This window comes from Nocardioides sp. NPDC057577 (assembly GCF_042801335.1).
Classification (GTDB): domain Bacteria; phylum Actinomycetota; class Actinomycetes; order Propionibacteriales; family Nocardioidaceae; genus Nocardioides.
Map to the genome: position 1 here is coordinate 26612 of NZ_JBHVGB010000022.1, position 23706 is coordinate 50317.

30 protein-coding genes are annotated in these 23706 nt (G+C 68.9%); 12 read left to right on the forward strand and 18 right to left on the reverse strand.

Features of this window, described 5'->3' with window-relative positions:
• The first annotated feature begins 212 nt into the window (after positions 1-212).
• Positions 213-995, forward strand: coding sequence for a class I SAM-dependent methyltransferase (locus tag ACFU7D_RS07185; RefSeq protein WP_378865060.1), 783 nt, complete (start codon positions 213-215; stop codon positions 993-995).
• Here ACFU7D_RS07185 and ACFU7D_RS07190 read toward each other — a convergent pair whose 3' ends face one another.
• Positions 996-2018, reverse strand: coding sequence for a tyrosine-type recombinase/integrase (locus ACFU7D_RS07190; RefSeq protein ID WP_378865063.1), 1023 nt, complete (start codon positions 2016-2018; stop codon positions 996-998).
• Positions 2019-2102: 84 nt separating this feature from the next.
• On the opposite strand from ACFU7D_RS07190, the gene ACFU7D_RS07195 reads away from it, so the two are divergent.
• A complete protein-coding gene (locus ACFU7D_RS07195; RefSeq protein ID WP_378865065.1) occupies positions 2103-3101 on the forward strand; it encodes an alpha/beta fold hydrolase in 999 nt (332 codons plus the stop codon).
• Here the strand turns inward: ACFU7D_RS07195 and ACFU7D_RS07200 are convergent.
• On the reverse strand, positions 3082-3474 hold the full coding sequence (locus tag ACFU7D_RS07200) for a DUF1304 domain-containing protein (RefSeq protein WP_378865068.1): 393 nt from the start codon (positions 3472-3474) through the stop codon (positions 3082-3084). The genes ACFU7D_RS07195 and ACFU7D_RS07200 overlap by 20 nt on opposite strands.
• Positions 3475-3584: 110 nt before the next feature.
• Between ACFU7D_RS07200 and ACFU7D_RS07205 the strand changes: the two genes are divergently transcribed.
• A complete protein-coding gene (locus tag ACFU7D_RS07205; protein ID WP_378865070.1) occupies positions 3585-4784 on the forward strand; it encodes a low temperature requirement protein A in 1200 nt (399 codons plus the stop codon).
• Positions 4785-4797: 13 nt separating this feature from the next.
• On the opposite strand, the gene ACFU7D_RS07210 is transcribed toward ACFU7D_RS07205, so the two are convergent.
• Positions 4798-5100, reverse strand: a complete 303-nt coding sequence (locus ACFU7D_RS07210) for a hypothetical protein (protein WP_378865073.1) — start codon at positions 5098-5100, stop codon at positions 4798-4800.
• 24 nt (positions 5101-5124) lie between these two features.
• Between ACFU7D_RS07210 and ACFU7D_RS07215 the strand changes: the two genes are divergently transcribed.
• Complete coding sequence (locus tag ACFU7D_RS07215; RefSeq protein ID WP_378865076.1) at positions 5125-5337, forward strand: hypothetical protein; 213 nt, start codon at positions 5125-5127, stop codon at positions 5335-5337.
• Here the strand turns inward: ACFU7D_RS07215 and ACFU7D_RS07220 are convergent.
• Genes ACFU7D_RS07220 through ACFU7D_RS07230 form a run of 3 tightly spaced genes read right to left on the reverse strand, consistent with a single transcriptional unit; the run spans position 5334 to position 6570 of the window.
• The gene (locus ACFU7D_RS07220; protein ID WP_378865079.1) at positions 5334-5693 is read right to left on the reverse strand and encodes a TraR/DksA family transcriptional regulator; all 360 of its coding nucleotides are present in this window, start codon (positions 5691-5693) and stop codon (positions 5334-5336) included. The genes ACFU7D_RS07215 and ACFU7D_RS07220 overlap by 4 nt on opposite strands.
• Positions 5693-6205 carry a putative immunity protein gene (locus tag ACFU7D_RS07225; protein ID WP_378865082.1) on the reverse strand — a complete coding sequence of 171 codons (513 nt, stop codon included), beginning with the start codon at positions 6203-6205 and terminating at the stop codon, positions 5693-5695. The genes ACFU7D_RS07220 and ACFU7D_RS07225 overlap by 1 nt, the downstream gene beginning before the upstream one ends.
• Entirely contained in the window at positions 6202-6570 is a 369-nt protein-coding gene (locus ACFU7D_RS07230) for an MmcQ/YjbR family DNA-binding protein (RefSeq protein ID WP_378865085.1), read from the reverse strand. Before ACFU7D_RS07230 ends, ACFU7D_RS07225 begins: the two co-directional genes overlap by 4 nt.
• Before the next feature lie 60 nt (positions 6571-6630).
• On the opposite strand from ACFU7D_RS07230, the gene ACFU7D_RS07235 reads away from it, so the two are divergent.
• Both ACFU7D_RS07235 and ACFU7D_RS07240 read left to right on the forward strand, forming a co-directional pair.
• Positions 6631-7254 (forward strand): GyrI-like domain-containing protein, encoded by a 624-nt coding sequence (locus ACFU7D_RS07235; protein WP_378865088.1) that lies wholly within the window; start codon positions 6631-6633, stop codon positions 7252-7254.
• A gap of 87 nt (positions 7255-7341) precedes the next feature.
• Positions 7342-8682: a lipase family protein gene (locus ACFU7D_RS07240; protein WP_378865091.1), complete on the forward strand. Its 1341-nt coding sequence runs from the start codon at positions 7342-7344 to the stop codon at positions 8680-8682.
• On the opposite strand, the gene ddaH is transcribed toward ACFU7D_RS07240, so the two are convergent.
• Together ddaH and ACFU7D_RS07250 are read right to left on the reverse strand one after the other, a co-directional pair.
• Entirely contained in the window at positions 8673-9443 is a 771-nt protein-coding gene (gene ddaH, locus ACFU7D_RS07245; protein WP_378865094.1) for a dimethylargininase, read from the reverse strand. The two genes, ACFU7D_RS07240 and ddaH, sit on opposite strands and share 10 nt — an antisense overlap.
• Positions 9444-9456: 13 nt before the next feature.
• Complete coding sequence (locus ACFU7D_RS07250; protein WP_378865096.1) at positions 9457-9951, reverse strand: GNAT family N-acetyltransferase; 495 nt, start codon at positions 9949-9951, stop codon at positions 9457-9459.
• Between the two features lie 74 nt (positions 9952-10025).
• Between ACFU7D_RS07250 and ACFU7D_RS07255 the strand changes: the two genes are divergently transcribed.
• Positions 10026-10652 (forward strand): class I SAM-dependent methyltransferase, encoded by a 627-nt coding sequence (locus ACFU7D_RS07255; protein WP_378865099.1) that lies wholly within the window; start codon positions 10026-10028, stop codon positions 10650-10652.
• A gap of 16 nt (positions 10653-10668) precedes the next feature.
• On the opposite strand, the gene ACFU7D_RS07260 is transcribed toward ACFU7D_RS07255, so the two are convergent.
• From ACFU7D_RS07260 to ACFU7D_RS07280, 5 genes are all read right to left on the reverse strand, one after another.
• The gene (locus tag ACFU7D_RS07260) at positions 10669-11610 is read right to left on the reverse strand and encodes a DUF1214 domain-containing protein (RefSeq protein ID WP_378865102.1); all 942 of its coding nucleotides are present in this window, start codon (positions 11608-11610) and stop codon (positions 10669-10671) included.
• Positions 11611-11723: 113 nt separating this feature from the next.
• Positions 11724-12194 (reverse strand): VOC family protein, encoded by a 471-nt coding sequence (locus tag ACFU7D_RS07265; RefSeq protein WP_378865105.1) that lies wholly within the window; start codon positions 12192-12194, stop codon positions 11724-11726.
• Positions 12195-12233: 39 nt separating this feature from the next.
• The gene (locus tag ACFU7D_RS07270; protein WP_378865108.1) at positions 12234-12716 is read right to left on the reverse strand and encodes a DUF6069 family protein; all 483 of its coding nucleotides are present in this window, start codon (positions 12714-12716) and stop codon (positions 12234-12236) included.
• Between the two features lie 106 nt (positions 12717-12822).
• Complete coding sequence (locus tag ACFU7D_RS07275; RefSeq protein ID WP_378865111.1) at positions 12823-13230, reverse strand: cupin domain-containing protein; 408 nt, start codon at positions 13228-13230, stop codon at positions 12823-12825.
• 29 nt (positions 13231-13259) lie between these two features.
• Positions 13260-14285, reverse strand: coding sequence for a zinc-dependent alcohol dehydrogenase family protein (locus ACFU7D_RS07280; RefSeq protein WP_378865113.1), 1026 nt, complete (start codon positions 14283-14285; stop codon positions 13260-13262).
• A gap of 141 nt (positions 14286-14426) precedes the next feature.
• On the opposite strand from ACFU7D_RS07280, the gene ACFU7D_RS07285 reads away from it, so the two are divergent.
• Entirely contained in the window at positions 14427-15305 is an 879-nt protein-coding gene (locus tag ACFU7D_RS07285; protein ID WP_378865116.1) for a helix-turn-helix domain-containing protein, read from the forward strand.
• Between the two features lie 3 nt (positions 15306-15308).
• Here the strand turns inward: ACFU7D_RS07285 and ACFU7D_RS07290 are convergent, their stop codons facing one another.
• Genes ACFU7D_RS07290 through ACFU7D_RS07300 form a run of 3 tightly spaced genes read right to left on the reverse strand, consistent with a single transcriptional unit; the run spans position 15309 to position 18596 of the window.
• The gene (locus tag ACFU7D_RS07290) at positions 15309-17669 is read right to left on the reverse strand and encodes an ATP-binding cassette domain-containing protein (protein WP_378865119.1); all 2361 of its coding nucleotides are present in this window, start codon (positions 17667-17669) and stop codon (positions 15309-15311) included.
• Positions 17670-17718: 49 nt separating this feature from the next.
• Positions 17719-18141 (reverse strand): VOC family protein, encoded by a 423-nt coding sequence (locus tag ACFU7D_RS07295; RefSeq protein ID WP_378727171.1) that lies wholly within the window; start codon positions 18139-18141, stop codon positions 17719-17721.
• A gap of 5 nt (positions 18142-18146) precedes the next feature.
• Positions 18147-18596, reverse strand: a complete 450-nt coding sequence (locus ACFU7D_RS07300; RefSeq protein WP_378727173.1) for a helix-turn-helix transcriptional regulator — start codon at positions 18594-18596, stop codon at positions 18147-18149.
• Between the two features lie 110 nt (positions 18597-18706).
• Here ACFU7D_RS07300 and ACFU7D_RS07305 point away from each other — a divergent pair, with 110 nt between their 5' ends.
• The gene (locus ACFU7D_RS07305; protein WP_176883565.1) at positions 18707-18871 is read left to right on the forward strand and encodes a hypothetical protein; all 165 of its coding nucleotides are present in this window, start codon (positions 18707-18709) and stop codon (positions 18869-18871) included.
• 5 nt (positions 18872-18876) lie between these two features.
• On the opposite strand, the gene ACFU7D_RS07310 is transcribed toward ACFU7D_RS07305, so the two are convergent.
• Positions 18877-19548, reverse strand: a complete 672-nt coding sequence (locus ACFU7D_RS07310; RefSeq protein WP_378865122.1) for a response regulator — start codon at positions 19546-19548, stop codon at positions 18877-18879.
• On the reverse strand, positions 19545-20738 hold the full coding sequence (locus ACFU7D_RS07315) for a sensor histidine kinase (protein WP_378865125.1): 1194 nt from the start codon (positions 20736-20738) through the stop codon (positions 19545-19547). The genes ACFU7D_RS07310 and ACFU7D_RS07315 overlap by 4 nt, the downstream gene beginning before the upstream one ends.
• A 133-nt stretch (positions 20739-20871) precedes the next feature.
• Here ACFU7D_RS07315 and ACFU7D_RS07320 point away from each other — a divergent pair, with 133 nt between their 5' ends.
• The 3 genes from ACFU7D_RS07320 to ACFU7D_RS07330 form a co-directional block, all read left to right on the forward strand.
• Complete coding sequence (locus ACFU7D_RS07320) at positions 20872-21780, forward strand: ABC transporter ATP-binding protein (protein WP_378865128.1); 909 nt, start codon at positions 20872-20874, stop codon at positions 21778-21780.
• The gene (locus tag ACFU7D_RS07325) at positions 21777-22637 is read left to right on the forward strand and encodes an ABC transporter permease (RefSeq protein WP_378865131.1); all 861 of its coding nucleotides are present in this window, start codon (positions 21777-21779) and stop codon (positions 22635-22637) included. Before ACFU7D_RS07320 ends, ACFU7D_RS07325 begins: the two co-directional genes overlap by 4 nt.
• A 168-nt stretch (positions 22638-22805) precedes the next feature.
• On the forward strand, positions 22806-23706 hold a 901-nt coding region (locus ACFU7D_RS07330), incomplete at its 3' end, for a MetQ/NlpA family ABC transporter substrate-binding protein (RefSeq protein WP_378865135.1).

Genomic DNA, 23706 nt, shown 5'->3' on the forward strand with positions numbered 1-23706 from the left:
CGCCAGCGTCATCCGCTGCGGTCGCACCAACCGGCCCGGAGACGTCAGATCATCGAGTTCCGGTAAATCTGCCTTGAAAGCGCCGCTCGACAGGGGACCCGTACCGAGCGGCGCAGGCGTCTGGGGGCGTCCCTTCTCCGAACTACTTGACATAATGTGCATTATCGGCGACCGGTCCAACGGTCGAAACAGGGGCGTTAAGGTTCGCTGTTGTGACAGAAGACTTCGACCCCACCGCGCACAACCGCGTCGCGTGGGACGAACTGGTCGACAACGACAACGAATGGTCCCGGCCGGTTGGTCCCGAGGTCATTGCGAAGGCACGTCAAGGCGACTGGTCGGTGGTGCTGATCGGTCGCGAGCCGATTCCGCGTGATTGGTTTCCGTCCGAGCTGGCCGGTGCTCGGGTGCTCTGCCTGGCATCCGGCGGTGGCCAGCAGGGTCCCGTCCTCGCGGCTGCGGGCGCCGCGGTGACCGTCTTCGACAACTCGCCCAAGCAGCTGGCCCGGGACGACGAGGTGGCCGCTCGTGACGGGCTGGACCTTCGCACCGTGCTCGGCGACATGCGTGACCTCGGCGTCTTCGACGATGCCAGCTTCGACGTGATCGTCAACCCGGTGTCGAACGTGTTCTGTCCCGACCTGACGCCGGTCTGGCGCGAAGCATCTCGGGTGCTGCGCCCCGGCGGGACGCTCATGGTCGGATTCATGAACCCGGACGTCTACATCTTCGACGAGGTGGCGCTCGACCGGCAGGAGCTGGTGGTGCGCCACCGGCTGCCGTTCAGCTCGCTCGACCTCTCGGAGGCCGACCGGATGCGCGCCTATGGAAGCGGCCCGATCGAGTACAGCCACTCGCTGACCGAACAGATCGGCGGGCAGCTGGCGGCCGGATTCGTCCTGACCCACCTCGGCGAGGCGCCGCACCACGCAGACGTCACGGCCCGGCACCTGTCCGCCTACATCGCCACCCGTGCGGTCAAGCCGCACGGCTGATCACTCGCGTTCCTCGGGTGGCGGCACAGCCGTCTCTCGGAGCACTTCGCGCGCCGGTGAGAGCAGGACCGCGTCGCGCGTGTCGGCCGCGGTCGCCTTGACGTAGATCCCGGTCGTCTTGAGGTCTTCGTGACCGAGCAGCCCCTGCACCGCCGGCACCGGTACGCCCGAACGGATCAGTCCTTTGGCGGCGCTGTGTCGAAACGCATGCGCGGCCTCGCCGGGCTGCTTCGGGACGCCGGCGAGGCGGATCCAGGTCTCGACCAGATGGTTGAGCGCGCCGGGACGCAGCTGTTTGCCCGAGGTCAGCACGAACAGGTGGTCGGCCGCGTCGCGCGCCCCGAGACGGGCCTCCAGCTCGGCCAGGTAGGCGTCGACCGCATCCACGGCCTCGGGCGGCAGCGGCAGGTTGCGCTGCTTGTCGCCCTTGCCGATGACTCGCACCAGCGTCTCACCGTCGGGCTCGCGCCGGATGGCGCCGATGGTGAGGCCGCACAGCTCCGCGGCGCGCACACCGGTGGTGACCAGGACCGCGAAGATCGCCCGGTCACGAGCCGGCCACCGGCGCCGGTCGGTGCCGTCGCGCGGCGTCGAGGCGACCCGCGCCAGGCGACGAAGCTCGTCGACGCTCCAGCCGGCCGGCAGCCGGCTGGGCCGCTCGGGTGCCTCGATGCGCAGCGTGGGATCCACCAGCAGGTGTCCCTCGAGCTGCAGCCAGTGGGTGAAGAGCCGCAGCGTGCCGACGCGGCGCTGACAGGTGGCCGCGGCCGAGCTCTCCCGCAGCGACCGGTAGGCGATGCGTACGTTCTGGTCGGTCAGCGCCGAGATCGGGACCAGGCTCAGCACCTCGGAGTCAGGCTCGCCGCCCCCATCGACATGCAGCTGCCGTGCCCAGGCGGTGATGTCCTGCCGGTAGGCGTTACGAGACTTGTCGTTGAGCCCGCGGCGCGTGAGAGTCGCCCGGTCGGTCAGGAAGTCCTCGACGACATCGCCGAACATCACACCGTCGTCAGGTACGCTCACATTCCCCGATATTACAGTCTTTTCGAACATTTCTGCGATAGGGGGTACTATCGCGGAATTCAGGCGAGGTGGCAGACTCCGGCCGTGACCGACACCGCTGTAGCTCACCACACCGAACCCGTCAACGGAATCGACCTGCACTGGGTGGAGTCAGGGCCGGCGGACGGCCGGCTCGTGATCCTGGTGCACGGGTTTCCGGAGTCCTGGTACTCGTGGCGCCACCAGATCGCCGCGCTGGCGGACGCGGGCTACCGGGCGGTCGCGATGGACGTCCGCGGATACGGCGGTTCCTCGAAGCCGCCCGCGATCGAGGACTACCGGATGCTGCGCCATGTCGCCGACAACGTCGCCCTGGTGCACGCCCTGGGCGCGAAGACGGCCACTATCGTCGGCCACGACTGGGGCGCTCCCATCGCCTGGACATCGGCTCAGCTGAGGCCCGACGTCTTCACCGCCGTAGCCGGTCTGTCGGTGCCGTTCAGCCCCTCCGGACGCCGTCGGCCCACCGAGGCGATGGCACAGGCCGGCGGTGACGACGAAGACTTCTACATCTCCTACTTCCAGGCCCCGGGTGTCGTCGAGGCCGAGATCCTGCCCGACGTACGCCGCTGGCTGCTCGGCATCTACTACTCGATCTCGGGCGATGGCGTGCTCGCCGCCGGTGGGGATCCGCGCGGGGCGCTCGGGCTGGTGCCGCGCGGCGACCGGCTCTCGGACCAGTTCATCCACCCCACCGAGATGCCTGCATGGCTGACCGAGGCCGACGTCGACTTCTACGCCCGCGAGTTCGCCGACTCCGACTTCTTCGGTCCGCTGGCGCGCTACCGCAACATCGACCGCGACTGGGAGGATCTCGCAGCCTTCGGCGACGTGCCGATCACCGTGCCCTCGCTCTTCGTCGCCGGCGAGTACGACGGTCCCGCGATCACCGGCCGCCGCCAGATCGAGCGCTTCGACCAGACCCTGCCGGGACTCACTCGTTCGGCGCTGCTCCCCCGGTGTGGTCACTGGGTCCAGCAGGAGCGCCCCGAAGAGACCAACCAGCTGCTGCTCGAGTTCCTGGCTAGCTCACAGCCACGCTGATCGCCAGGGCGACGACGGCGAGCAGCGGGATCACGCCCTGCTTGAGGGCCGCGCCGCGCTTGTCGGGCGAGGAGGCGAACAGCACTGCCGCCGCGGCTGCCATCGAGCCGGCGCCGGCGAACACCAGGGCAGCGCCGACCGCTGCGGAGCACACCGGGAACAGGACGATGCCGACCGCGGTGACGATGGCGAGGAAGAGGTTGTAGAAGCCCTGGTTGAAGGCCAGCTCCTTGGTCGCCTCGGCCTCCTCGGCGCCGATTCCGAACACGGCCCGCGTCTTCGGGCTCGTCCAGGTCAACGACTCCATCACGAAGATGTAGACGTGCACCAACGCAGCAAGCCCGGCGAGCACCAGCGCCACAACGAGGATCATGGGCTGAGACTAACCGGCTCAGATGCACTTGATGCGCTCCCTCCCCGGGACCGCTTCGTAGTGGCAGGATCATCGCCATGACCGTGGTAAGACCTCATCGGCTGATGCGGATGAGCGGACGCGACCCCGACGAGGTCGGCCGCTCCGCCACTCCCCTGGAACTGCTGTTCGATCTCGCCTTCGTCGTCGCGTTCGCTCAGGCCGGCGATGCGTTCGCTCATCTGGTGGCCGAGGAGCACCTGGCGTCCGCGATCGGTGGTTTCCTGTTCACCGCGGTCGCGATCTGCTGGGCATGGATCAACTTCGCCTGGTTCGCCTCCGGTTTCGACACCGACGACTGGGTGTTCCGCGCCTTCACCATCGTGCAGATGGCCGGCGCCATCGTCGTGGCTCTGGGCGTCGCGCCACTGTTCGAGTCGATAGAGCATGGTGGCGTCCTCGACAATCGCGTCCTGGTCGCGGGCTACGTCGTGATGCGGGTCGCGATGGTCGCGCAGTGGCTACGGGCCGCGTCGCAGTCCCCCACCTACCGTCGCACCGCGCTCACCTACGCCGGGTCGATCCTCGTCGCTCAGATCGGCTGGGTGATCCTCGCCGTGGCTCAGACGAGCTCGGTGGCCCTGGTGGTGTTCGCCTCGGTCGTCTGCTACGGCATCGAGATGGTCGGCCCTGTCTACGCCAAGCGCCGCTGGGGAATGCCGTGGAACGCCGAACACATCGCCGAGCGCTACGGGCTCCTACTGATCATCACGCTGGGTGAGGTCATCCTCGGCACGGTCGCGGCGGTGGCCTCGGCCGTCGAGAACGTCGGCTGGTCGCAGGAGTCGATCCTGCTCGTGGTCGCCGGGACCCTGTTGGCCTTCGGGATCTGGTGGGACTACTACATCATTCCGTTCGCCCACTTCATCGAGCGACATCGGGACCGGGCCTGGATCTTCGCCTACGGTCACATCCTCATCTTCGCCTCGGTGGCAGCCTTCGGCGGCGGCATCCATGTGGCGGCGTACGTCGTCGAGGGCGAGGCGAGCATCGGCGTGCTCGGCGCGGTGCTCTCGGTGGCGATCCCGCTGGCGATCTTCACGATCGCCTACTTCGGCATCTACTCCGCACTGAGGCGGCGCGTCGACATGCTGCACGTCAACCTGGCGGTCGGCATGCTCGGGGTCCTGGTGCTCGCGGTCGTCGCGGCGGCGGTCGGTGTCTCTCTCGGCTGGTCGCTGCTGATCGCGGCCGCCGCGCCGTATGTGACGGTCATCGTCTACGAAACCTGGGGCTATCGGCACGTGGCCGCGGACGTCGAGGCCATCTGAGCGGCCCGGCGGATCAGAACCGGACCGGGAACAGCTCGGTGCGCGCGACGGCCGCGTCGCGCTCGGCGCTGAGTGCCGTACGCCGCTCGTCGTTCATGTAGCCGTCCAGCGAGGCCTGGTCCGGGAACCGGAAGAGCTGGACCTCGTCAGGCTGCCCGGGTGCATCGTCGGCAAACGCACGGTGCACCACTTCCCCACCGTGCTCCGAGATCAGCCTCAGGACTCGGTCCTCGTAGGCATGGAGGGCCTCCGCCTCTCCCCCGTGCGCCCACAAGAGACAGCACAGGCGGATCGGACCTTCTGATGCATCTGACATGGGAGTCAACGTATCGGAGCGCGCATGGGCGCTGCCGACATCGGGTACCTGCTCGCTATGAGCCACGTCCTGGACATGGTGGGAGCCACGATCGTGGTGCTCCTTGTCCTGATGGTGCTCGCGGCTGCCGTCGGTTTCCTGCTGGCGAGGCTGGAGAGGCGGCGCGCACGCCGGATCAACGACGATCTCGTCGAGATGCGTGACCAGGCCGGCCGCCATCGCCGCCATCGCCACTAGCGCCGCCGTACCGTCGCCTTCGCGGCGCAGCTGATGCAGGTGCGCGCCACCGGGCGCGCCTCGAGCCGGCCCTCGCCGATCGGCCGCCCGCATTCCTCACAGGTCCCGTACGTGCCCGCGCCCAGGCGCTCCAGGGCAGCCTCGATCTCGTCGAGATGCTCGCGCGCCTGACGTACGAGCGCTTGGACCTGGGATCGTTCGAAGGCGATCGTCGCGCCCTCGGGATCGTGCTCGTCATCGGCGTTGGTGTCGCGCGAGGCCGCGACCACGGCGTCGAAGTCATCGCTGAGGTCTGCCAGGCGCGCGAGCGTCTGGCGGCGCTCCGCCTCGAGCCGTCCGCGCGCCTGCTCCATCATCAGTCGAAGACCGACCAGCAGATGTGGTTGCGGATCCTCTGGTCGTCGAGGACGAGGTCGCGGACGGGCTCCGGGAGCTGCGCGCGCTGCCAGCGACACTCCCGGCGCCCGGCCTCGATGGCCTCGTCGGGTGTAGCGGCCTCGCGCACTGCCTTGATGGCGTACGCCGCCGCGCCCAGGTCGTGGGCCGCGACATGGGCGACCACGCCGGCCTGGCCGGCGGCGTAGGCGGCGTTGCGGGCGGCTCCGCGCAGCGGCCGGGCCGCACCCATGGCGTGACCGCCGAGAGCGCGAGCCTCCATCATCTTCAGCTCACCGCGGGTCCAGGCCCGGGCCGCCTCGATGGCCTCCCGCGGCCGGAGGTCGTCGGGGCACTCCGTCTCGAAGAGCGGGAGCACGTGCTCGGCGCAGGTAGCCGCCCACAGGGCGAGTAGATGGTGGTCGGCGTCGGTGAGCGTTCCGCCGCGGCGGACGGTGATCAGACGCGGGTCGCGCTCCTTGGCCAGGATCATCGCTCTCCCCCCGGCCCGTCGGGATGAGTGAGGTCGTAGGCGGCGGAGACCTTCCTCGGTACGCACAGGCGCCAGGCGTCCACGACGAACTCACACGCCTCGTCGGGGTCGAGCGCGGCCAGGGACGACTCCACCCAGTTGAACCGCATCTCCGACTCACGGGGCAGGTGGAACTTGTCGGGCGTGCCGGCGACCAGTGCGGCACGCTCCTCCTTCGGGAAGCCGAAACCCATCTCGGTCTCGTCCAGGGAGAAGGCGACATAGACGATCGAGCCGACCCGGAACTTGAGCCGGCCGCGGACGAAGACCTCGTAGGACCGCTCCAGGCTCGAGCCGAGCCAGCGGACGTCCTCCACGGTTGCCATGTTCGGAGCGTAGGCGCAGACGTAGCCGACGGCACCCGAGTTTCGCGGCATCATGGCCCCATGGCGGCGAAGGTGGATCTGAAGAAGACGGTCGACGGCTATCGGGCACGTCAGGGTGAGTTCCGGGTCCTCGAGATGCCGCCACTCCCCTACCTGATGGTCGACGGGCACGGCGATCCCAACACCTCCCAGGAGTACGCGGACGCGCTCGCGGCGCTCTACCCGGTGGCGTACACGCTGAAGTTCGCCAGCAAGACCGGGGGCCGTGACTACGTGGTGCCGCCGCTGGAGGCGTTGTGGTGGGCCGAGGACATGGACGCCTTCACCCGGACACGGGACAAGTCGAAGTGGGACTGGACGGCGATGATCATGACGCCCGACTGGATCACCGAACAGATGTTCGAGGAAGCCGTGGCCAAGGTCGCCGCCAAGGACCGTCCCGCACGCCTGGACAAGGTCCGGTGGGAGACGCTCGCAGAGGGCTCCTGCGTGCAGACCCTGCACATCGGGCCGTACGACGCGGAGGGCCCGGTCCTCGAGGAGATGCACGAGCGGTTCATCCCGGAGTGCGGACTGCGGATGACCGGGAAGCACCATGAGATCTATCTCGGCGATCCGCGGCGGGTCGAGCCCGCCAAGCTGCGGACGATCCTGCGCCAGCCGGTTTCGGTGTACGAATGTTGACTGAAACTCTTGTCGCCGTGACGGCGCTCACATTACTCTTCAGTAACCCGGGACGAAGTGGTCCCGCTCACGTGAGGAGAGTCCCCCATGTCTCAGCACGCACCACGGATGTTGTTTGCCACCGCTCTGGCCGTCGCTGCGGTCGCTCCGGCCACCCTGGCTGCCCCTGCCGTCGCCGCTGACAACGGCACCACCGTCATCTCCCGCGGCGTCGAGATCCCGGAGTTCTACAACCCGCCGGCGACGCTACCCGGTGCGAACGGAGCACTCGTACGCACCGAGCCACTCCCCCTCGGCGTCGGCCTCTCGATCCCGGGCATCGGCTCGCTTCCCGGCACCGCGACCCGGGTGATGTACCGGACCACCGACAACAACGGCGCTCCGGCCGCGGTGACCGGCGCCTACATCGAGCCGCACGTGGCCTGGAATGGTGCCGGCGACCGGCCGCTCGTGGTCGTCGCGCCCGGCACCATGGGCCAGGGCGACCAGTGCTCGGCGTCGCTCGGTCTGGAGCGTCCGATCACCTTCAACGGAGACACCGTCTCGGTGGGCTACGAGGACATCGGGATCTACCGGCTGCTGGCGCGTGGCGTGGCGGTCATGGTGACCGACTACGTCGGCCTGGGAGCCACCGACCGGCTCCACACCTACGTCGACCGGGTCGACGGCGGCCATGCCGTGCTCGACGCGGCACGTGCGGCGCGGGACGTCCCCGACGCCTCGGTGACCGGCCATTCACGGGTGGCCCTCTACGGCTACAGCCAGGGCGGCGGCGCGACCGGATCAGCCTCCGAGCTCGCCGCGACGTACGCGCCCGACGTCAACCTCGTCGGCGCCTACGTCGGTGCTCCGCCCGCCGACCTGAAGGCGACCGCGGAGGGCATCGACGGATCGGCGCTCGTCGCCGCCCTCGGCTGGACCATCAACGGCCTCGCCCAGTCCAACCCGGAGCTCCGGCCGATCCTGGACGAGAACCTCAACCAGGCCGGAAAGGCAGCGCTCGAGGACCTCTCCACCGCGTGCGTCGCCGACGGGATCATCAGCTACCCGTTCCAGCGGAGCAGCAGCTGGACCACCACCGGGGAGAGCCTGGACGACATCATCGAACGTGAGCCTGAGGTGCGGGCGATCATCGACGAGCAGAAGCTCGGGCGCCTCAAGCCGCAGTTCCCGGTACGTCTGGCCACCGGCACCGAGGACGACATCGTCCCGCACGCGCAGTCCCGCCAGCTGGCCGTCGACTGGTGCCGGAAGGGCGCCAAGGTGACCTACAAGGCGGTCATCCTGCCCAACCTCGGCGACGGACTGGTCACCAACCACGTCACTCCGCTGCTCGTCGACCAGACCGAGGCGATCAACTGGGTCACCGACCGGGTCAAGGGCTACGCGACCGGCTCCAACTGCGTGACGATGCCGATTCAGCCCTGAGCGTGGCGTAGCCGCACGGACAGACAGGTCACACAGCCTTCGAGCTTCTCGAACTCGGAGATGTCGACCGCGACGACCGTGTAGCCGCGCTCCTCGAACATCGCTCTGCTCAGCGGTGCCGAGGCGGCCATCAGCAGCGTGCGGTCGTCGAGGACGACCACGTGGGAGCCCGATTCCTCCGGGACCGGCAGGAACCGGGCTCCCCACACGTCCGGGTCGTCGACCAGCGGCTCGTGCCCGATGACGGTGCCGTCGGGGAGCGCGGTGACGGCCGACTTGAGATGGAGCACCTTCGTGAGGGGGACGGCGACGACCTCGGCGCCCAGCGGTCCGAGCAGTGCCCGGAGCTGGGCGATGCCCTCGGCGTTCGTACGCCCGCCCTCCCCCACCCACACGGTGTCGCCGTGCTTGAGCACGTCGCCACCGTCGAGGGTCCCGGGCGCCTCGATGTGGGCGACCCGGTAGCCCCGCGCGCGAACGGCGTCCTCGGCCCCGTCGATCTCCGGGCGCCGCTCCAGCGCACCCGGTCGGCTGATCACGGCCAGGTCCGCGAGGACGACCATCGTGTCCTCGACGAAGACCGAGTCCGGGCAGTCGTCGGCGGGATCGACCTCGTGGATGGTCCAGCCGGCGGTGCGCATCGCGGCGACGTACGCGTCCCACTGCCTGCCGGCGAGGCCGACGTCGACCGGGCTCCGCTCGATGTGGGTGACGAGCCCGTCGGCGAGGCGGGGCGAGGGGCGGCGTACGAGAGCGTGCATGGGCGAAGTATCCCTACCCGATCCAGAACCTGAGCTCGTTGCCGAGCTGCTCGTCGGCTACGCCGCCGTTCTTCTCGATCACCCGCCGCGACGCGTCGTTGGAGGGGTCGCAGGTGAGCAGGGCACGCGAGACGCCGTGCTCACGGGCCTTCTCGAGGCCGAGCTCGAGCATGCGGGTCGCGTGGCCCTGGCGCCGCCACGGAGCGACGACGTGGTAGCCGATGTGACCGCCGTCGGCGGTCAGCGACGGCGTCAGCGTGTGGCGCACGACGAGGGAGCCGAGATAGTGCTCGCCCGAGATGTACCAGTAGACGGTCGACATCACCTCCCAGCGCTCCTTGTCGTGGTCCCGGGCGGCGACGAACGCGTCGAAGTCCTCGCTGGCCGGCCCGAGCCAGTCGGTGTCGGTGCCCCGGAGGAGACAGTCGGCCTGTTCGCCGGTGAGGTAGGAGGTGCGTACGGCCGTCGTCGGACGGACCAGGGCAGGGCGGTCGCTCAGCGTGATCATCGCCGGTCAGGAAATCACACCGGGCTCTCCGAACGCACCAGGTTTGTCTAAGGGCGAGGACTAGATTGAGGCCCATGAGCGAGGACGATGGACGCGAGATGTTCGAGCCGGAGTCGTGGGAGGAGCGCTATGCCGGCGAGGAGAAGGTCTGGAGCGGCAACCCTAACCCTCAGCTTGTGGCTGAGGTCTCCGAGCTGACGCCGGGCACGGCGCTGGACGTCGGTTGCGGCGAGGGTGGCGACGTCATCTGGCTCGCGCAGCAGGGCTGGACCGCGACGGGCGCCGACTTCTCCGCCAACGGGCTGGCCCGGGCGAGGCGGCATGCCGAGGAGACCGGCGTGGCGGAGCGTACGTCCTGGTGGCAGGTCGACGCCCGCACCTTCGACGCCGGAGGCCGGCAGTTCGACCTGGTCACCTGCCATTTCCTGCACACCCCTGACGGGAGCATGGTCGAGGTCGCCGGCCGCCTGGCCACCGCGGTCGCGCCCGGCGGTCATCTGCTCGTCGTCGGCCACGCGCCCTCGGAGGTCTTCGCGCGCCACGGGCACCACAATGCGATGTTCCTCGCCTCCGACCTGCTTGCCGGCCTGCCCGACGAGTTCGAGCCGGTCGTCGTGGAGCAACGTCCTCGCTTGACCATCCGCGACGGCGTCCCGGTCCAGATCGACGACTCGACCCTGCTCGCCCGCCGCGTGAGCTAGACGACGCCGCACCTTTTCAGGAGACGGGATCGAGGTCTGGAAAGGACCACGTACCGTCGAGGATCTCCGGTCGGGGTCGGTACATCCGGATGGTGTAGTTCCAGCCCTCCTCGATCGGAAGCGGGTTCAGGTCGCTGCTGTCTCCACCGAAGGTCACGGTGATCGATCCGTCAGCGTTCTTCTCGCCGGAGACGCTGTTGAGGTTGTAGGCGTCGAGGTCGTTCGGATGAAGAAACCCGTCGGAGCCGTAGACGGTGATGGACCAGAAGGCATCCACGGGCACGTCCTTGGCGGTGATCGTGTAGCGACCGACGGGCAGCCCCGGTTCCCGGCTCTCGTAGTAGGCCTCCTGCTTGGGCAGGCCGCCCCAGCCACCAGCGGTGCCGATGAAGTGGGCGTGCGGATCGGTGTCCTCTTTCGTGCCGAACATGCCCTGGGTGCCGTGAAAGCCCTGGGATGCTTCAGCCAAGGCGGCGGTACGCACCGCCGTGAACGACTCCTCGTCGTACGCGGGCAGCTCGAGCGGTTCGCTCGCCCGTGCCGTGAGGGCGAACCCGTCCTGGATCTGGTGAGCCTGAGTCACGTCTTCGGGGTCGGTGGTGTCGACCAGCACCCGCGCCGCCAAGAGGACGTAGGGAGTGTCGAACTCGTCGGTGGTGAGCTCGTACGCCCCGGGCTCGGCGTAGACCCGGTTGATGTAGTGGTCCTGGTTCACCACCATCACCGTCAGGTACCGATCACCGGCGTCGGGGATGGTCAGGGTCGCTCCGGCCGAGATGTTCGCGACGGCCATGCTGTACAAGGTGTCCCGGTTCAACCGGATCACCGTCTGCTCGTCGAGCGCGGCTGGAGCACGGTTGTGCTTCCAGACGTTCACACCGCCTGCCTGCGCCTGAAGCCCTGCGAGCATCCGGTTGCTCTCGGCCCTGACGAAGTTGTCCTCGGTCACCGTGATCATTTCAGCCTCCATTCGCGGGCGCACGTGCGCGAGCAGAAATCATCGGCATCGCCGAGCCGTTCACCATCACCCGACGCGGGTGACCTCCGCTCGTCCTGACCGCTCGGTGGGACTCAGTCCAAGCAGAAGACGTTTCCTTCGGGGTCTTCCATCACGATGAAGCCGTGGCTCATCGGCGGGTCGGGCTCGGAGCGGCGGACACGGGTCGCCCCGAGGGCGACGACACGCTCGCACTCGGCCTCGAGTGCGGCCATCCGCTCCTCGCCCTGCAGCCCTGGCGCGGCGCGGACGTCGAGGTGGACGCGGTTCTTGGCGGTCTTCGGCTCCGGCACGCGCTGGAAGAAGACACGCGGGCCGGCGCCTGCTGGGTCCTCGATCGCCGAGGCGTTGTTGCGCTGGTTCTCCGGCACCCCGACCCGCTCGAGGAACGGGTCCCAGGCGTCCAGCGGATCGGTGCCCTCGGGGACCTCGACTCCCGGCGGACCGGGGTGGACGTAGCCGAGCACGTCACGCCAGAACGTGGAGAGCGCGCGCGGGTCGTGCGCGTCGAAGGTGACCTGGAAGCTGCGAATCTGGAGTGCCATGGCTCCACCATGGCACCGAATCAGGACGGTCGGCGTCCGCTAACGACGGTGAGCAGGACCGGGCAGCCCCAGTCCGCGGCGCTCCTCCATCCGCAGGGCGATCATCGGGACCACGATCGCGGCGGCGACGACGTGGGTCAGGCACAGCACGCCGACGAAGGCCAGGTCGAACTCGAAGAACGGCAGCACGTCGGGGACCAGCGAGAGCCCGGTGAGCACGATCATGGTGATCTGGAAGGTCGAGCGGGGCATCGTGGCCACCCGGATCATCACCTCGGCGACGATGATGCCGATCAGCGAGCAGTAGACCGTGAGCATCGGGAACGCCGCGATCGGTACGTCGCCCGCGCTGCTGCCGAAGTCGACCCCGGCCGCCCTGGCGATCACAGCCATCACCGTCGTGGTGACCGCGGCGATGGCGGTCGCCACCAGGCCGCGCGGCCAGACTGGTGCCGGGCGCTCCCGCACGGGCGCCATCTCCACCGCCTTGGCCTTCCTGTGCTCGGGAAGGTAGAGGGTCATCTCAGGTGCTCCTTGATTGATACTGCAACCAATTCACACTAAGCGCGACGCTCTGTGCCAACCACATCCAGATACCCGCAAACAGGCGTGATTCGCGCCACCTGGGTCAGACCGGCGGGGCCGCGGCGTACTCCTCGTCGGTCACCGGCGTCATCCAGTGCACGACGGGGTGGTCGTCGTCGCCCTCGTTGATGGCGACGTGAACCATCAGCCGGTTGGGGGCGGCGCCGTGCCAGTGCTCCTCGTCGGCCTCGAAGAGCACCCGGTCCCCGGGCCGGATGACCTCGATCGGGCCGCCGCGGCGTTGGCACAGACCGACGCCCTCCGTGACGAAGACGGTCTGGCTCAGCGGGTGCCGGTGCCAGTGGGTCCGGGCGCCGGGCATGAAGTGCACCAGGCTGGCGGTGAGCCGAGAGGGTGCCGGTGCGGCGGCGACCTGGTCCACGTAGACGTCGCCGGTGAACCAGTCGGCGGGTCCCCTGAAGGTGTCGATCGAGCTGCGCGTGATCTGCATGGCTGTTCTCCTCAGTCGGTTCAGTCGGCTCAGTCGGTGGTGAGCAGGACCTTGGTGGCCTGCCGCTTGTCCATGGCGGCGTACGCCTCGGCGGCCGCCTCGAGCGGGAGGGTCAGGTCGAAGACCTCGCCCGCGTCGATCTCGTCGTTCATGATCTGCGCGACCAGGTCGGGCAGAAAGCGACGTACCGGGGCCGGGCCGCCGTGCAGGTGCACGCCGGAGAAGAACAGCTCCAGGCCGTCGAGGGAGACGTCGTGCGAGACCCCGACGTAGCCGAGGTGGCCCCCGGGGCGGGTGGCCCGGATCGCCTGGTTCATCGACTCCTGGGTGCCGACGGCCTCGATCACCGAGTGAGCGCCCAGCCCACCGGTGAGCGCCTTGATCCTCTCCACACCAGCGTCGCCGCGCTCCTCGACGATGTCGGTCGCACCGTAGCGGCGGGCCAGCGCCTGCCTGTCGGCGTGCCGGCTCATCGCGATGATCCGCTCGGCGCCGAGCTGCTTGGCCGCCAGGATCCCGAGGAGCCCGACCGCGCCGTCACCGACCACGGCGACGGTCTTGCCCGGGCCGGCCTCGGCCGCGACGGCGGCGAACCAGCCGGTGCCGAGCACGTCGGAGGCTGCCAGCAGGCTCTTGGCCTGTCCCTCGGTCGGGGTGCCGGGGACCACGACCAGGGTGCCGTCGGCCAGCGGGACCCGCGCCTTCTCGGCCTGGGTGCCGATCGAGCCCATGATCACCGCGTGCACGCAACGGCTCTGGTAGCCCGCCCGGCAGATCTCGCAGGTGTTGTCGGAGGCGAAGAACGACCCGACGACGAAGTCGCCGACCTTCACGTCCTTCACCTCGGCGCCGATCTCCTCGACCACGCCGACGTACTCGTGGCCCATCGGCGCCGGCCACGCCGCGTCCTCCTGACCGCGGTAGGGCCACAGGTCCGAGCCGCACACACAGGCGGCGGTGACCCGGATGACGGCGTCGGTCGGCAGCTCGATCCTCGGGTCCTCACGCTCCTCGACACGTACGTCGCCGGGGCCGTGCATCACTACTCCACGCATGTTTCATTCCTCATCGAAGCTTGTCGTGGGACATCCCCACAACAACCAGTGAACGCCGTCGGAGCGGCCCCCGGGAGTCACTGTCGAGGGGTGCACCAGGAGGGCACCCTTCACCAGGAAAGTGCCGCCTATCCTGGGAGAATGGACAACCGAGAAGAGGTACGCGAGTTCCTCACCACTCGCCGGGCGAAGGTCTCACCACAGGCCGCCGGGCTACCGCCGGGACCCAACCGACGGGTCCCCGGGCTGCGTCGCTCCGAGGTGGCGCTGCTCGCCGGGGTCAGCGTCGAGTACTACGCCCGCCTCGAGCGCGGCGCGCTCGGCGGGGCCTCCGCCTCCGTGCTCGACGCCATCTCCGGCGCGCTCCAGCTCGACGACACCGAACGCGCGCACCTGCTCGACCTCGCCCGCGCAGCCGACGGGATCCCCACCTCCGCCCGGGCCCGGCGGCGCCCCACCAGGCCCGCTCCCCCACGGCCTTCGCTGCAGTGGGCGCTCGACGCGATCACCGAGGGCGTCGCGTTCGTCCGCGACAGCCACCAGAACCTGCTCGCCACCAACCCGCTCGGGCGGGCCTTCTACACACCGCTGATCGGCGACGGCGGCCGCATCCCCAACCTGGCCCGGTTCCAGTTCCTCGACCCCGCCTCACGCGACTTCTATCCCGACTGGGACCTCTTCGCCCAGATGTGTGTCGCGATCATGCGCGCCGAGGCCGCCCGAGACCCCCACGACCGCGTCTTCCAGGACCTCGTCGGTGAGCTCTCCACCCGCAGCGACACCTTCCGCCGGCTGTGGGGCGCCCACGACGTACGCCAGCACGGCGCGGGCACCAAGCGCTTCCACCACCCCGAGGTCGGCGAGGTCACCCTCGCCTACGAGGAGCTGACCGTCACCGCCGAGCCCGGCCAGGTGCTGATGGTCTACACCGCCGAGCCCGGCTCCCCCTCGGCCGAGCGGCTCAAGCTGCTCGCCTCGTGGGGCGCCGAGCTCCCTGCGTACGCCGTGGGCCAGGTCTGAGGCTCACGCCCCGACGTACGCCGCCAGGTGCTCGCCGGTGAGCGTCGACTTCTTGGCGACGAGCTCGGCGGGCGTGCCTTCGAAGACGACCAGGCCACCGTCGTGACCGGCACCCGGGCCGAGGTCGATGATCCAGTCTGCGTGCGCCATGACCGCCTGATGGTGCTCGATCACGATCACCGACTTGCCGGCGTCGACCAGCTTGTCGAGCAGCGCCAGCAGGTTGTCGACGTCGGCCAGGTGGAGACCCGTGGTCGGCTCGTCCAGGACGTACGTCCCGCCCTTCTCCCCCAGGTGCATGGCCAGCTTGATCCGCTGCCGCTCGCCGCCGGAGAGGGTGTTGAGCGGCTGGCCGAGCTTGAGGTAGCCGAGGCCGACGTCGGACATCCGCTCGAGGATCTTGGCGGCGGGCGGCACCTTCGACTCGCCCTCGGAGAAGAAGGCGTGCGCCTTGGCGACCGAGAGGTCGAGCACCTCGGCGATGTTGAGCCCGCCGAGACGGTATTCGAGCACCAGGGCCTGGAACCGCTTGCCGCCGCAGTCCTCGCAGGGCGACGCGACGGTCTCCATGAAACCGAGCTCGGTGTAGATCATCCCGTTGCCCTTGCAGGTCGGGCACGCGCCCTCGGAGTTGGCCGAGAAGAGCGCCGGCTTGACGCCGTTGGCCTTCGCGAACGCCTTGCGGATGGGCTCGAGAAGACCCGTGTACGTCGCCGGGTTGCTCCGCCGCGACCCCTTGATCGCGCTCTGGTCGACGAACTCCACGTCGGCGCCGGCCGGGATGGAACCGTGGATCAGCGACGACTTCCCCGACCCGGCCACGCCGGTGACGACCGTCAGCACGCCGAGCGGCACGTCCACGTCGACGTTGCGCAGGTTGTGCGAGGTCGCCCCGCGGATCTCCAGATGCCCCTTCGGCTCGCGGACCGACTCCTTCACCGACGCGCGGTGCCCGAGGTGGCGCCCGGTCAGCGTGTCGGCGTCGGCGAGCCCTTCGTAGGTCCCCTCGAAGCAGATCGTCCCGCCGTCGCTGCCGGCTCCGGGCCCGAGGTCGACGACATGGTCGGCGATCGCGATGGTCTCCGGCTTGTGCTCGACGACCAGAACGGTGTTGCCCTTGTCGCGCAGGTCGAGGAGCAGCTTGTTCATCCTCTGGATGTCGTGCGGGTGCAGGCCGACGGTCGGCTCGTCGAAGACGTAGGTCACGTCGGTCAGCGCCGAGCCGAGATGACGCACCATCTTCGTACGCTGCGCCTCACCGCCGCTCAGGGTCCCCGAGGGCCGGTCGAGGGAGAGATATCCGAGACCGATCTCGACGAACGAGTCGAACAGGTGCAGGAGCCCGGCGACCAGCGGCGCCACCCCGGGCTCATCGACGGTCCGCAGCCACTCCGCGGCGTCGGTGACCTGCATGGCGCACACGTCCGCGATCGACTTGCCGCGGATCTTCGAGGAGAGCGCCGACTCGTTGAGCCGGGTCCCGCCGCAGGCCGGACACGGCTTGAAGACCGCCGCCGCCTCCACGAACTTCTTGATGTGGGGCTGCAGCGCGTCGACGTCCTTGCTGAACATCGACTTGCGGATCTTCGGGATCAGGCCCTCGTAGGTCATGTTGATGCCCTCGAGCTTGATCTTGCGCGGCTCGGCGTAGAGCAGGTCGTGACGCTGCTCCTCGGTCATCTTCTCGATCGGCACGTCCTCGGGGACGACCACCTTGTAAGCCGCCACCATCCACCCGTCGGCGGTGTAGCCGGGCACGAGGATCGCCCCGTCGACCAGCGACTTCGACTCGTCGATGATGGCAGCGAGGTCGAGATCGGAGATCGTCCCGCGGCCCTCGCACTCGGCACACATGCCGCCGAGGTAGACCGCGTCCTTGACGATCGTCTTCTCACCCTTGGGCCCGGTCATCACGCCGCTCGCGCGGGTGGTGGGGATGTTGAAGGAGAACGCGGTCGGGCCGCCGATGAACGGCTCCCCCAGCCGACTGAACAGCGAGCGCAGCATCGCGTGGGCGTCGGTGACCGTGCCCAGCGTCGAGCGCGGGTTGGCGCCGAGCCGCTCCTGGTCCACCAGGATGGCGGTGGTCAACCCCTCCATCGCGTCGACCTCGGGCCGCGGCAGGCTGGGCATGAACCCCTGGATGAACGTCGAGTACGTCTCGTCGATCAGCCGTCGCGACTCCGCCGCGATCGTGCCGAAGACGAGCGACGACTTCCCCGACCCCGACACCCCGGTGAACACCGAGAGCCGGCGCTTGGGGATCTCGACCGAGATGTCCTTGAGGTTGTTCTGCCGGGCCCCCTGGACTCGGATCAGGTCGTGGGTGTCGGCATTGTGCTCGTTCGAGCCGGGGTCGTTCATGGCGATCAGGCTAGTCGGAGGCGTGAATCCAGGCCTGCACATTTCCGGCTCACTTGACCTGCTGCAGCCGGATGGTGTTCCCGGCAGGGTCGCGGAAGGAGCAGTCCCGCATGCCCCAGTCCTGGTCGGTCGGCTCCGACATGATCTCGCCGCCGCTGGCCTCGATGCCGGCCTGGACCTTCTCGAAGGCGGCGTCGACGTCGGCGGAGGAGAGCATCAGGCTGGCGAAGGTGCCCTTGGCCATCATCTCCTGGATGACTCGGCCCTCCTCCTCGCTGATGTTCGGGTCGGCGAGGGGCGGGTAGAGCACGACGCTCACCCCGGGCTGCGCCGGCGGTCCGATCGTGAGCCAGCGCATCGCCTCGTACCCGACGTCCTTCCTCACCTCGAACCCCAGCAGGTCGCGGTAGAACCTCAGCGAGGCGTCGGGGTCGGTGTGCGGGAGGTAGCTGTGGCAGATGTTGATGTCCATGGACCTCACGTTATGTAGGGGTCGGGGACTTTCGCTTCTCGATTTCTGACCGGTCTGGTCACCTGCTTGGACACGCACGGCGGGATTCCCGCTCCGCCGGCCACGGCCTTGTCGCGGTAGACGCTCGGCGACATCCCGACGAGCTCGCTGAACCGGGTCGAGAACGTGCCGAGCGAGGAGAAGCCGACCTCGAAGCAGATGTCGGTGACGCTGAGGTCACCTCGGCGCAGCAGGGTCATGGCCCGCTCCACCCGCCGGGTCATCAGGTAGGAGTAGGGCGGCTCACCGTAGGCCTTCTTGAACTCCCTGCTCAGATGGCCTGCCGACATGTGTACGCCACGGGCCAGTGCCTCCACGTCCAGCGGCTGCGCGTACTCCCGGTCGATCCTGTCCTTGACCTTCCGCAGCAGCTTCAGGTCACGAAGTCGCTGCTCCTGGTCGGGCTTCGTCGTCACTCCCCGATCCTCCCATTTGATGAATCTGCCGCGTGTCGAAGAAAGAGTGTCGAATTCGGGCGCGCACACTCGTGGAGTAGGTGAAGGAACAACACGGATAGGAGAAAGTCATGTGGGACACAGCCCAGAACCCCGAAAACGTACACAGCTTCCCGATGTCGCACTTCCTGACGTGCCAGCGGTGTGGCCACGAGGTGCACACCTACCTCGCCTGCAGCGACAACTGCGCCTGCGCCCCGGTGATCATGCCCGGCAGCGTCCCGCTGGCCGCCTGATCCGACTAGATCTTCAGGCCCGACTCGATCGCGAAGACGACGAGCTGGGCGCGGTCACGGGCATGCAGCTTCACCATCGCCCGCGAGACGTGCGTGCGGACGGTATCCGGGCTGACCACGAGCTCGGCGGCGATCTCGGCGTTGGAGCGGCCGGTGGCCACCCAGGCGACCATCTCCCGCTCGCGCTCGGTGAGATCACCCAGACGCGGATGCGGGTTGGCGGCTCGGCGCGATGACCCGAACTCCTCGATGACCCGCTTCGTCACGGTCGGCGCGAGCAGCGAGCCGCCGTCGGCGACGACCCGGACCGCGTCCAGCAGCGCGACCGGCTCGGCGTCCTTGAGCAGGAACCCGCTCGCTCCCAGCCGCAGCGCCTCGAAGACGTACTCGTCGAGCTCGAAGGTCGTCAGCATCACCACCCGTACGTCCTTCAGCGAGGCGTCGCGGGTGACCTGCTCCAGCATGCCGAGGCCGTCGAGGACCGGCATCCGGATGTCGCACAGGACCACGTCGGGGTGGGTGCGGCGTAGCATCGGCAGCGCCGCGCTGCCGTCGGAGGCCTCCCCGACGATCTCCAGATCCGGCTCGGCGCCGATCATCGTCGCCAGGCCCATGCGGACGAGGGGCTGGTCATCGACCAGAGCAACCCTGATCAGCGTGTGATCGGTACTGCTCATGCCAGCCCCTCCGCGCCACCCGCCGAGGACCCTGAAAGCGGGAGGGAAGCCCGCAGCCGGAAGCCCCGTACCTCCGGCCCCGCATCTAGGGTGCCCCCAAGTGCCTCCACGCGCGACCGCATTCCCACAATTCCCATCCCGGGACGCCTTTCCCCGCTCAACATGTCCGATCCCCGCCCGTCGTCGTGGACCGTCACGACCATCTCGGCCGCGGAGGTCGCGACGATCGATACCTCGGCTCGCGTCGCTCCGGCATGCCGCAGCACGTTGGTGAGCCCCTCCTGGACCACGGCGTACGCGGCCCTTTCCGCTTCCACCGAGGCCGAGTCCACCTCGACGCGAAGCGCGACCTCCAGTCCCCCGGTGCGCACGCGCTCGACCAGAGCAGGCAGGTCGGCGAGCCCGTGCTCGGGTGCCCGCGGCGCCGGACCGGCGCCGTTCTCGGTGTCGTTCTCGATGTCGGTCAGGCGGGCCAGCTGGCTCCGCAGCAGGTCGAGCGACTCCTTGCTCTCGGCACGGATGGCCTCCAGGTTGCGGCGGGCAGCAGCCGGGTCGCGGTCGAGCACGTGCAGCGCGGCGCCTGCCTGCATCGCGATCACCGCGAGCCCGTGACCGACACCGTCGTGCAGGTCGGTGGCCATGCGCACCCGCTCGTCGCTGACGACCCGGCGCTGTCGCTGGGCGCGGGCCTCGTTGCGGGAGCGCAGCGCGCTGGCGATCGCACCGCTCGCGGCGATCAGGGCGACCTGCCCGAAGGCCTGCCACTGGGACAGGTCGCCCTCCGGTCCACCGTCGGGCCCCCAGGGGCCGCGGCCACCGTCGAGCCGGGGGCTCTCCGCCGGGTTCAGCAAGATCCCGGTGGCCACGAGGGCCGCGCCCACGACCGCCCAACCGACCCACTTCCGTGGTGGCAGCGACCACGCCACCGCGAAGGTGACCGCGGGTAGCGCCATGAAGATCGGCCCATCGGCGTAGCCCGCGGTGAAGTAGACGCCGACACAGAGCCCGCTGACGGCCAGCACCCATCCCGGCGGCTGCCGCAGCAGCACCGGGAGGACGGCGACGAGAGCGAGCAGCGCGGCCAGCACGGCCGGCCCGCGGGTGTCTGCCTGGGCGTTGCTACCCAGCGAGCCGACCAGCATCACCACGACGATCAGCCAGGGCAGCCAGTGGCGACGGATCCGGGACATGGACATGACCCTAGTTCGCGCGGGCACCCGAGACGTACGACAAAAGCGGCCGGCCGCCTACGCAGATCTGCGTAACCCGAAGCCTCCACGGTGCCGATGCCGACCAGGGGCCGGCCACGAGAGCGTGAGGAGCATGAACGAACTCGTGGTTGAGACCGACGGGCTGACCAAGCGGTACGGCGACAGGCTCGCCGTCGACCGGGTCAGCATGACCGTCATGCGTGGCGAGGTGTACGGCTTCCTCGGCCCCAACGGGGCCGGCAAGACGACCACCTTGCGGATGATGCTCGGCCTGATCCGGCCCACCGCCGGATCGGCCAGCGTCCTGGGCCGTCCCGCCGGACGACCCGAGGTCACCGCCCGCATCGGCGCCCTCATCGAGGGTCCCGGCTTCTACCCCTACCTGAGCGGCCGCGACAACCTGCGCACGATGGCTCGCTACCAGGGGCTGCCGACCAGCGAGGTCGACCGGGTGCTCGAGATGGTCGACCTCGCCGACCGGGCGAAGGACGCCTTCAAGGGCTACTCGCTGGGGATGAAGCAGCGCCTCGGCGTCGCCGCCGCGATGCTCGGCTCACCGGACCTGCTGGTGCTCGACGAGCCCACCAACGGGCTCGACCCGGCCGGCATGGCCGACATGCGGGCCCTGGTGGTCTCCCTCTCCGAGGCCGGCCAGACCGTGATCCTCTCCAGCCACATCCTCGCGGAGGTGCAGGAGATCTGCGACCGCGTCGGGGTCATCGACAACGGCCGCCTGCTGCGTGAGTCGACCGTCGCCGACCTGCGCGGCGGCGCGACCCTGCGGGTCCGGGCGACCCCCGAGGACGCCGCTCTGGCGGCCGTCATGCGGATGGCAGGTGACGAGGGCGTACGCCGCATCGGCAACGAGACGCTCGAGGTCGACCTGCCGGTCACCGCGGCCCCCGAGGTCGTACGTCATCTGGTCGCCCACTCCATCGATGTCCACGAGGTCACCGTCGCGGAACGTTCCCTGGAGGACGTCTTCTTCGAGATGACCGGCAACAAGGAGCTCGTGTCATGACTGCGCTGAACGTAAGAGGATTCATCAACAGCACCCGGGCAGAGCTGCTGCGCCTGCGCAAGTGGTCGGCGATCTGGGTGATCGTCGGCGCCTGGCTGGCGCTGTCGCTCTCCTTCGGGTACGTCTTCAACTATGTCGCCTACAAGACCGGCGACGACAACTTCGCCGGTGACGGCGCCGGCAACGCCCAGCTGCTGGCCGAGCTGATGCCGAACGCGATCCCCGACGTGATCGTCAGCGGCCTGCCGATGTTCGGCGGCGCCCTCGCGATGGTCGTCGGCGCGCTGGTCGCCGGCAACGGGTTCGGCTGGGGCACCTGGAAGACCGTCTTCACCCAGGGACCGGGCCGGTCCACCGCCGTCGGCGGCTCGCTGGCCGCGGTCACCCTGTTCATCTTCGCGATGATGACCGCGACCCTGGTCCTGTGCGCCGGCGTCTCGGTGGCGATCGCGGCGACCGAGGGGCAGTCGATCACCATGCCCGCCCTGAGCGATCTGGCGCAGTCCTTCGGTGCCGGGTTCCTGGTGCTGGAGATGTGGGCGCTGCTCGGGTTCCTGGTCGGCGTACTCGCCAAGGGACCCGCGCTCGCCGTCGGCCTGGGCCTGGTCTGGTCGCTGGTGGTCGAGAACCTGCTCCGCGGCGTCGGCAGCCTGCTCTCGGGCATCGAGACCGTCACCGAGGCCCTCCCGGGAACCGCCGGAGGCTCGTTGGCCGGCGCGATCATCGGCGGACCCAACGGCACCCCGGGAGTCCTCGATGCGATCTCGGGCGAGCGGGCGCTGATCACCGTCGCCGCGTACGTCCTGGTCGCCGGGGTCGCTGCGGTGGTCGTGATGAGGCGGCGGGACCTCGCCTGACCTCGAAAAACATGTCTTTAACACACGCCGGGACGGGTCCGTGACACGTCTCGGCGTGTGACCGACAATCCGAGTGTGATCCTCGTTAAGTCTACTGTTTTGGTGGACAACAACCGAGCTGTCCGTTCTCAACGTCGAGACTTTCCCGTCTAGAAGAGGTTCCCACCCGTGTCCTCCAACACGCCCGAGCCCACCCCGCTCATCGAGGCTCCCAAGTCCAAGCTCCCGCTGATCATCGGGATCGTCGTCGCCGCCGCCGTCGTGATCGGCGGCCTCGCGTTCTTCCTCACCCGCGACGACGACTCCGGCAGCGACCTGACCAAGGTCACCCTCGGCGTCGTCGGTGCCGACGACCCCTACTGGAAGACCTTCCAGGACGCCGCCCGCGAGGAGGGCATCGACCTCGAGGTCAAGAACTTCGGGGACTACAACCAGCCCAACCCGGCGCTCTCGGAGGGCGAGCTGGACCTCAACCAGTTCCAGCACATCATCTTCCTGGCCGACTACAACGTCCAGAACGATGACGACCTGATCGCGCTCGGCTCGACCGCGACCTACCCGCTGGGGCTCTACTCCTCGAAGTACAAGAGCCTCGACGAGATCAAGGCCGGCGACACCGTGATCGTCCCTGACGACGAGACCAACCAGGCCCGCGGCCTGGTGCTCCTCCAGTCCAAGGGCCTGATCGAGCTGACCGACGGCGGCACCCCGTTCAGCACCATCAAGGAGGTCGACCCCTCCTCCAAGGTGAAGATCAAGGCCGTCCAGGCGGCGATCACCCCCTCCTCGCTCCCCGACGTCGCTGCCGCGATCATCAACAACGACTTCGTCGAGGACGCGGGTCTGAAGTTCTCCGACGCCCTGGCCACCGACGACCCGTCCGACCCCAAGGCGCTGCCGTACGTCAACATCTTCGCCGCTCGCGCCGACGACGCCGACAACGCGACGTACAAGAAGCTCGTCAAGATCTTCCAGGACACCAAGGCGGTCCAGGACGGCGTCTACGAGACCTCCGGCGACACCGCCGAGCTCGTCAAGATCCCGGTCGAGGACCTGCAGAAGTCGCTCG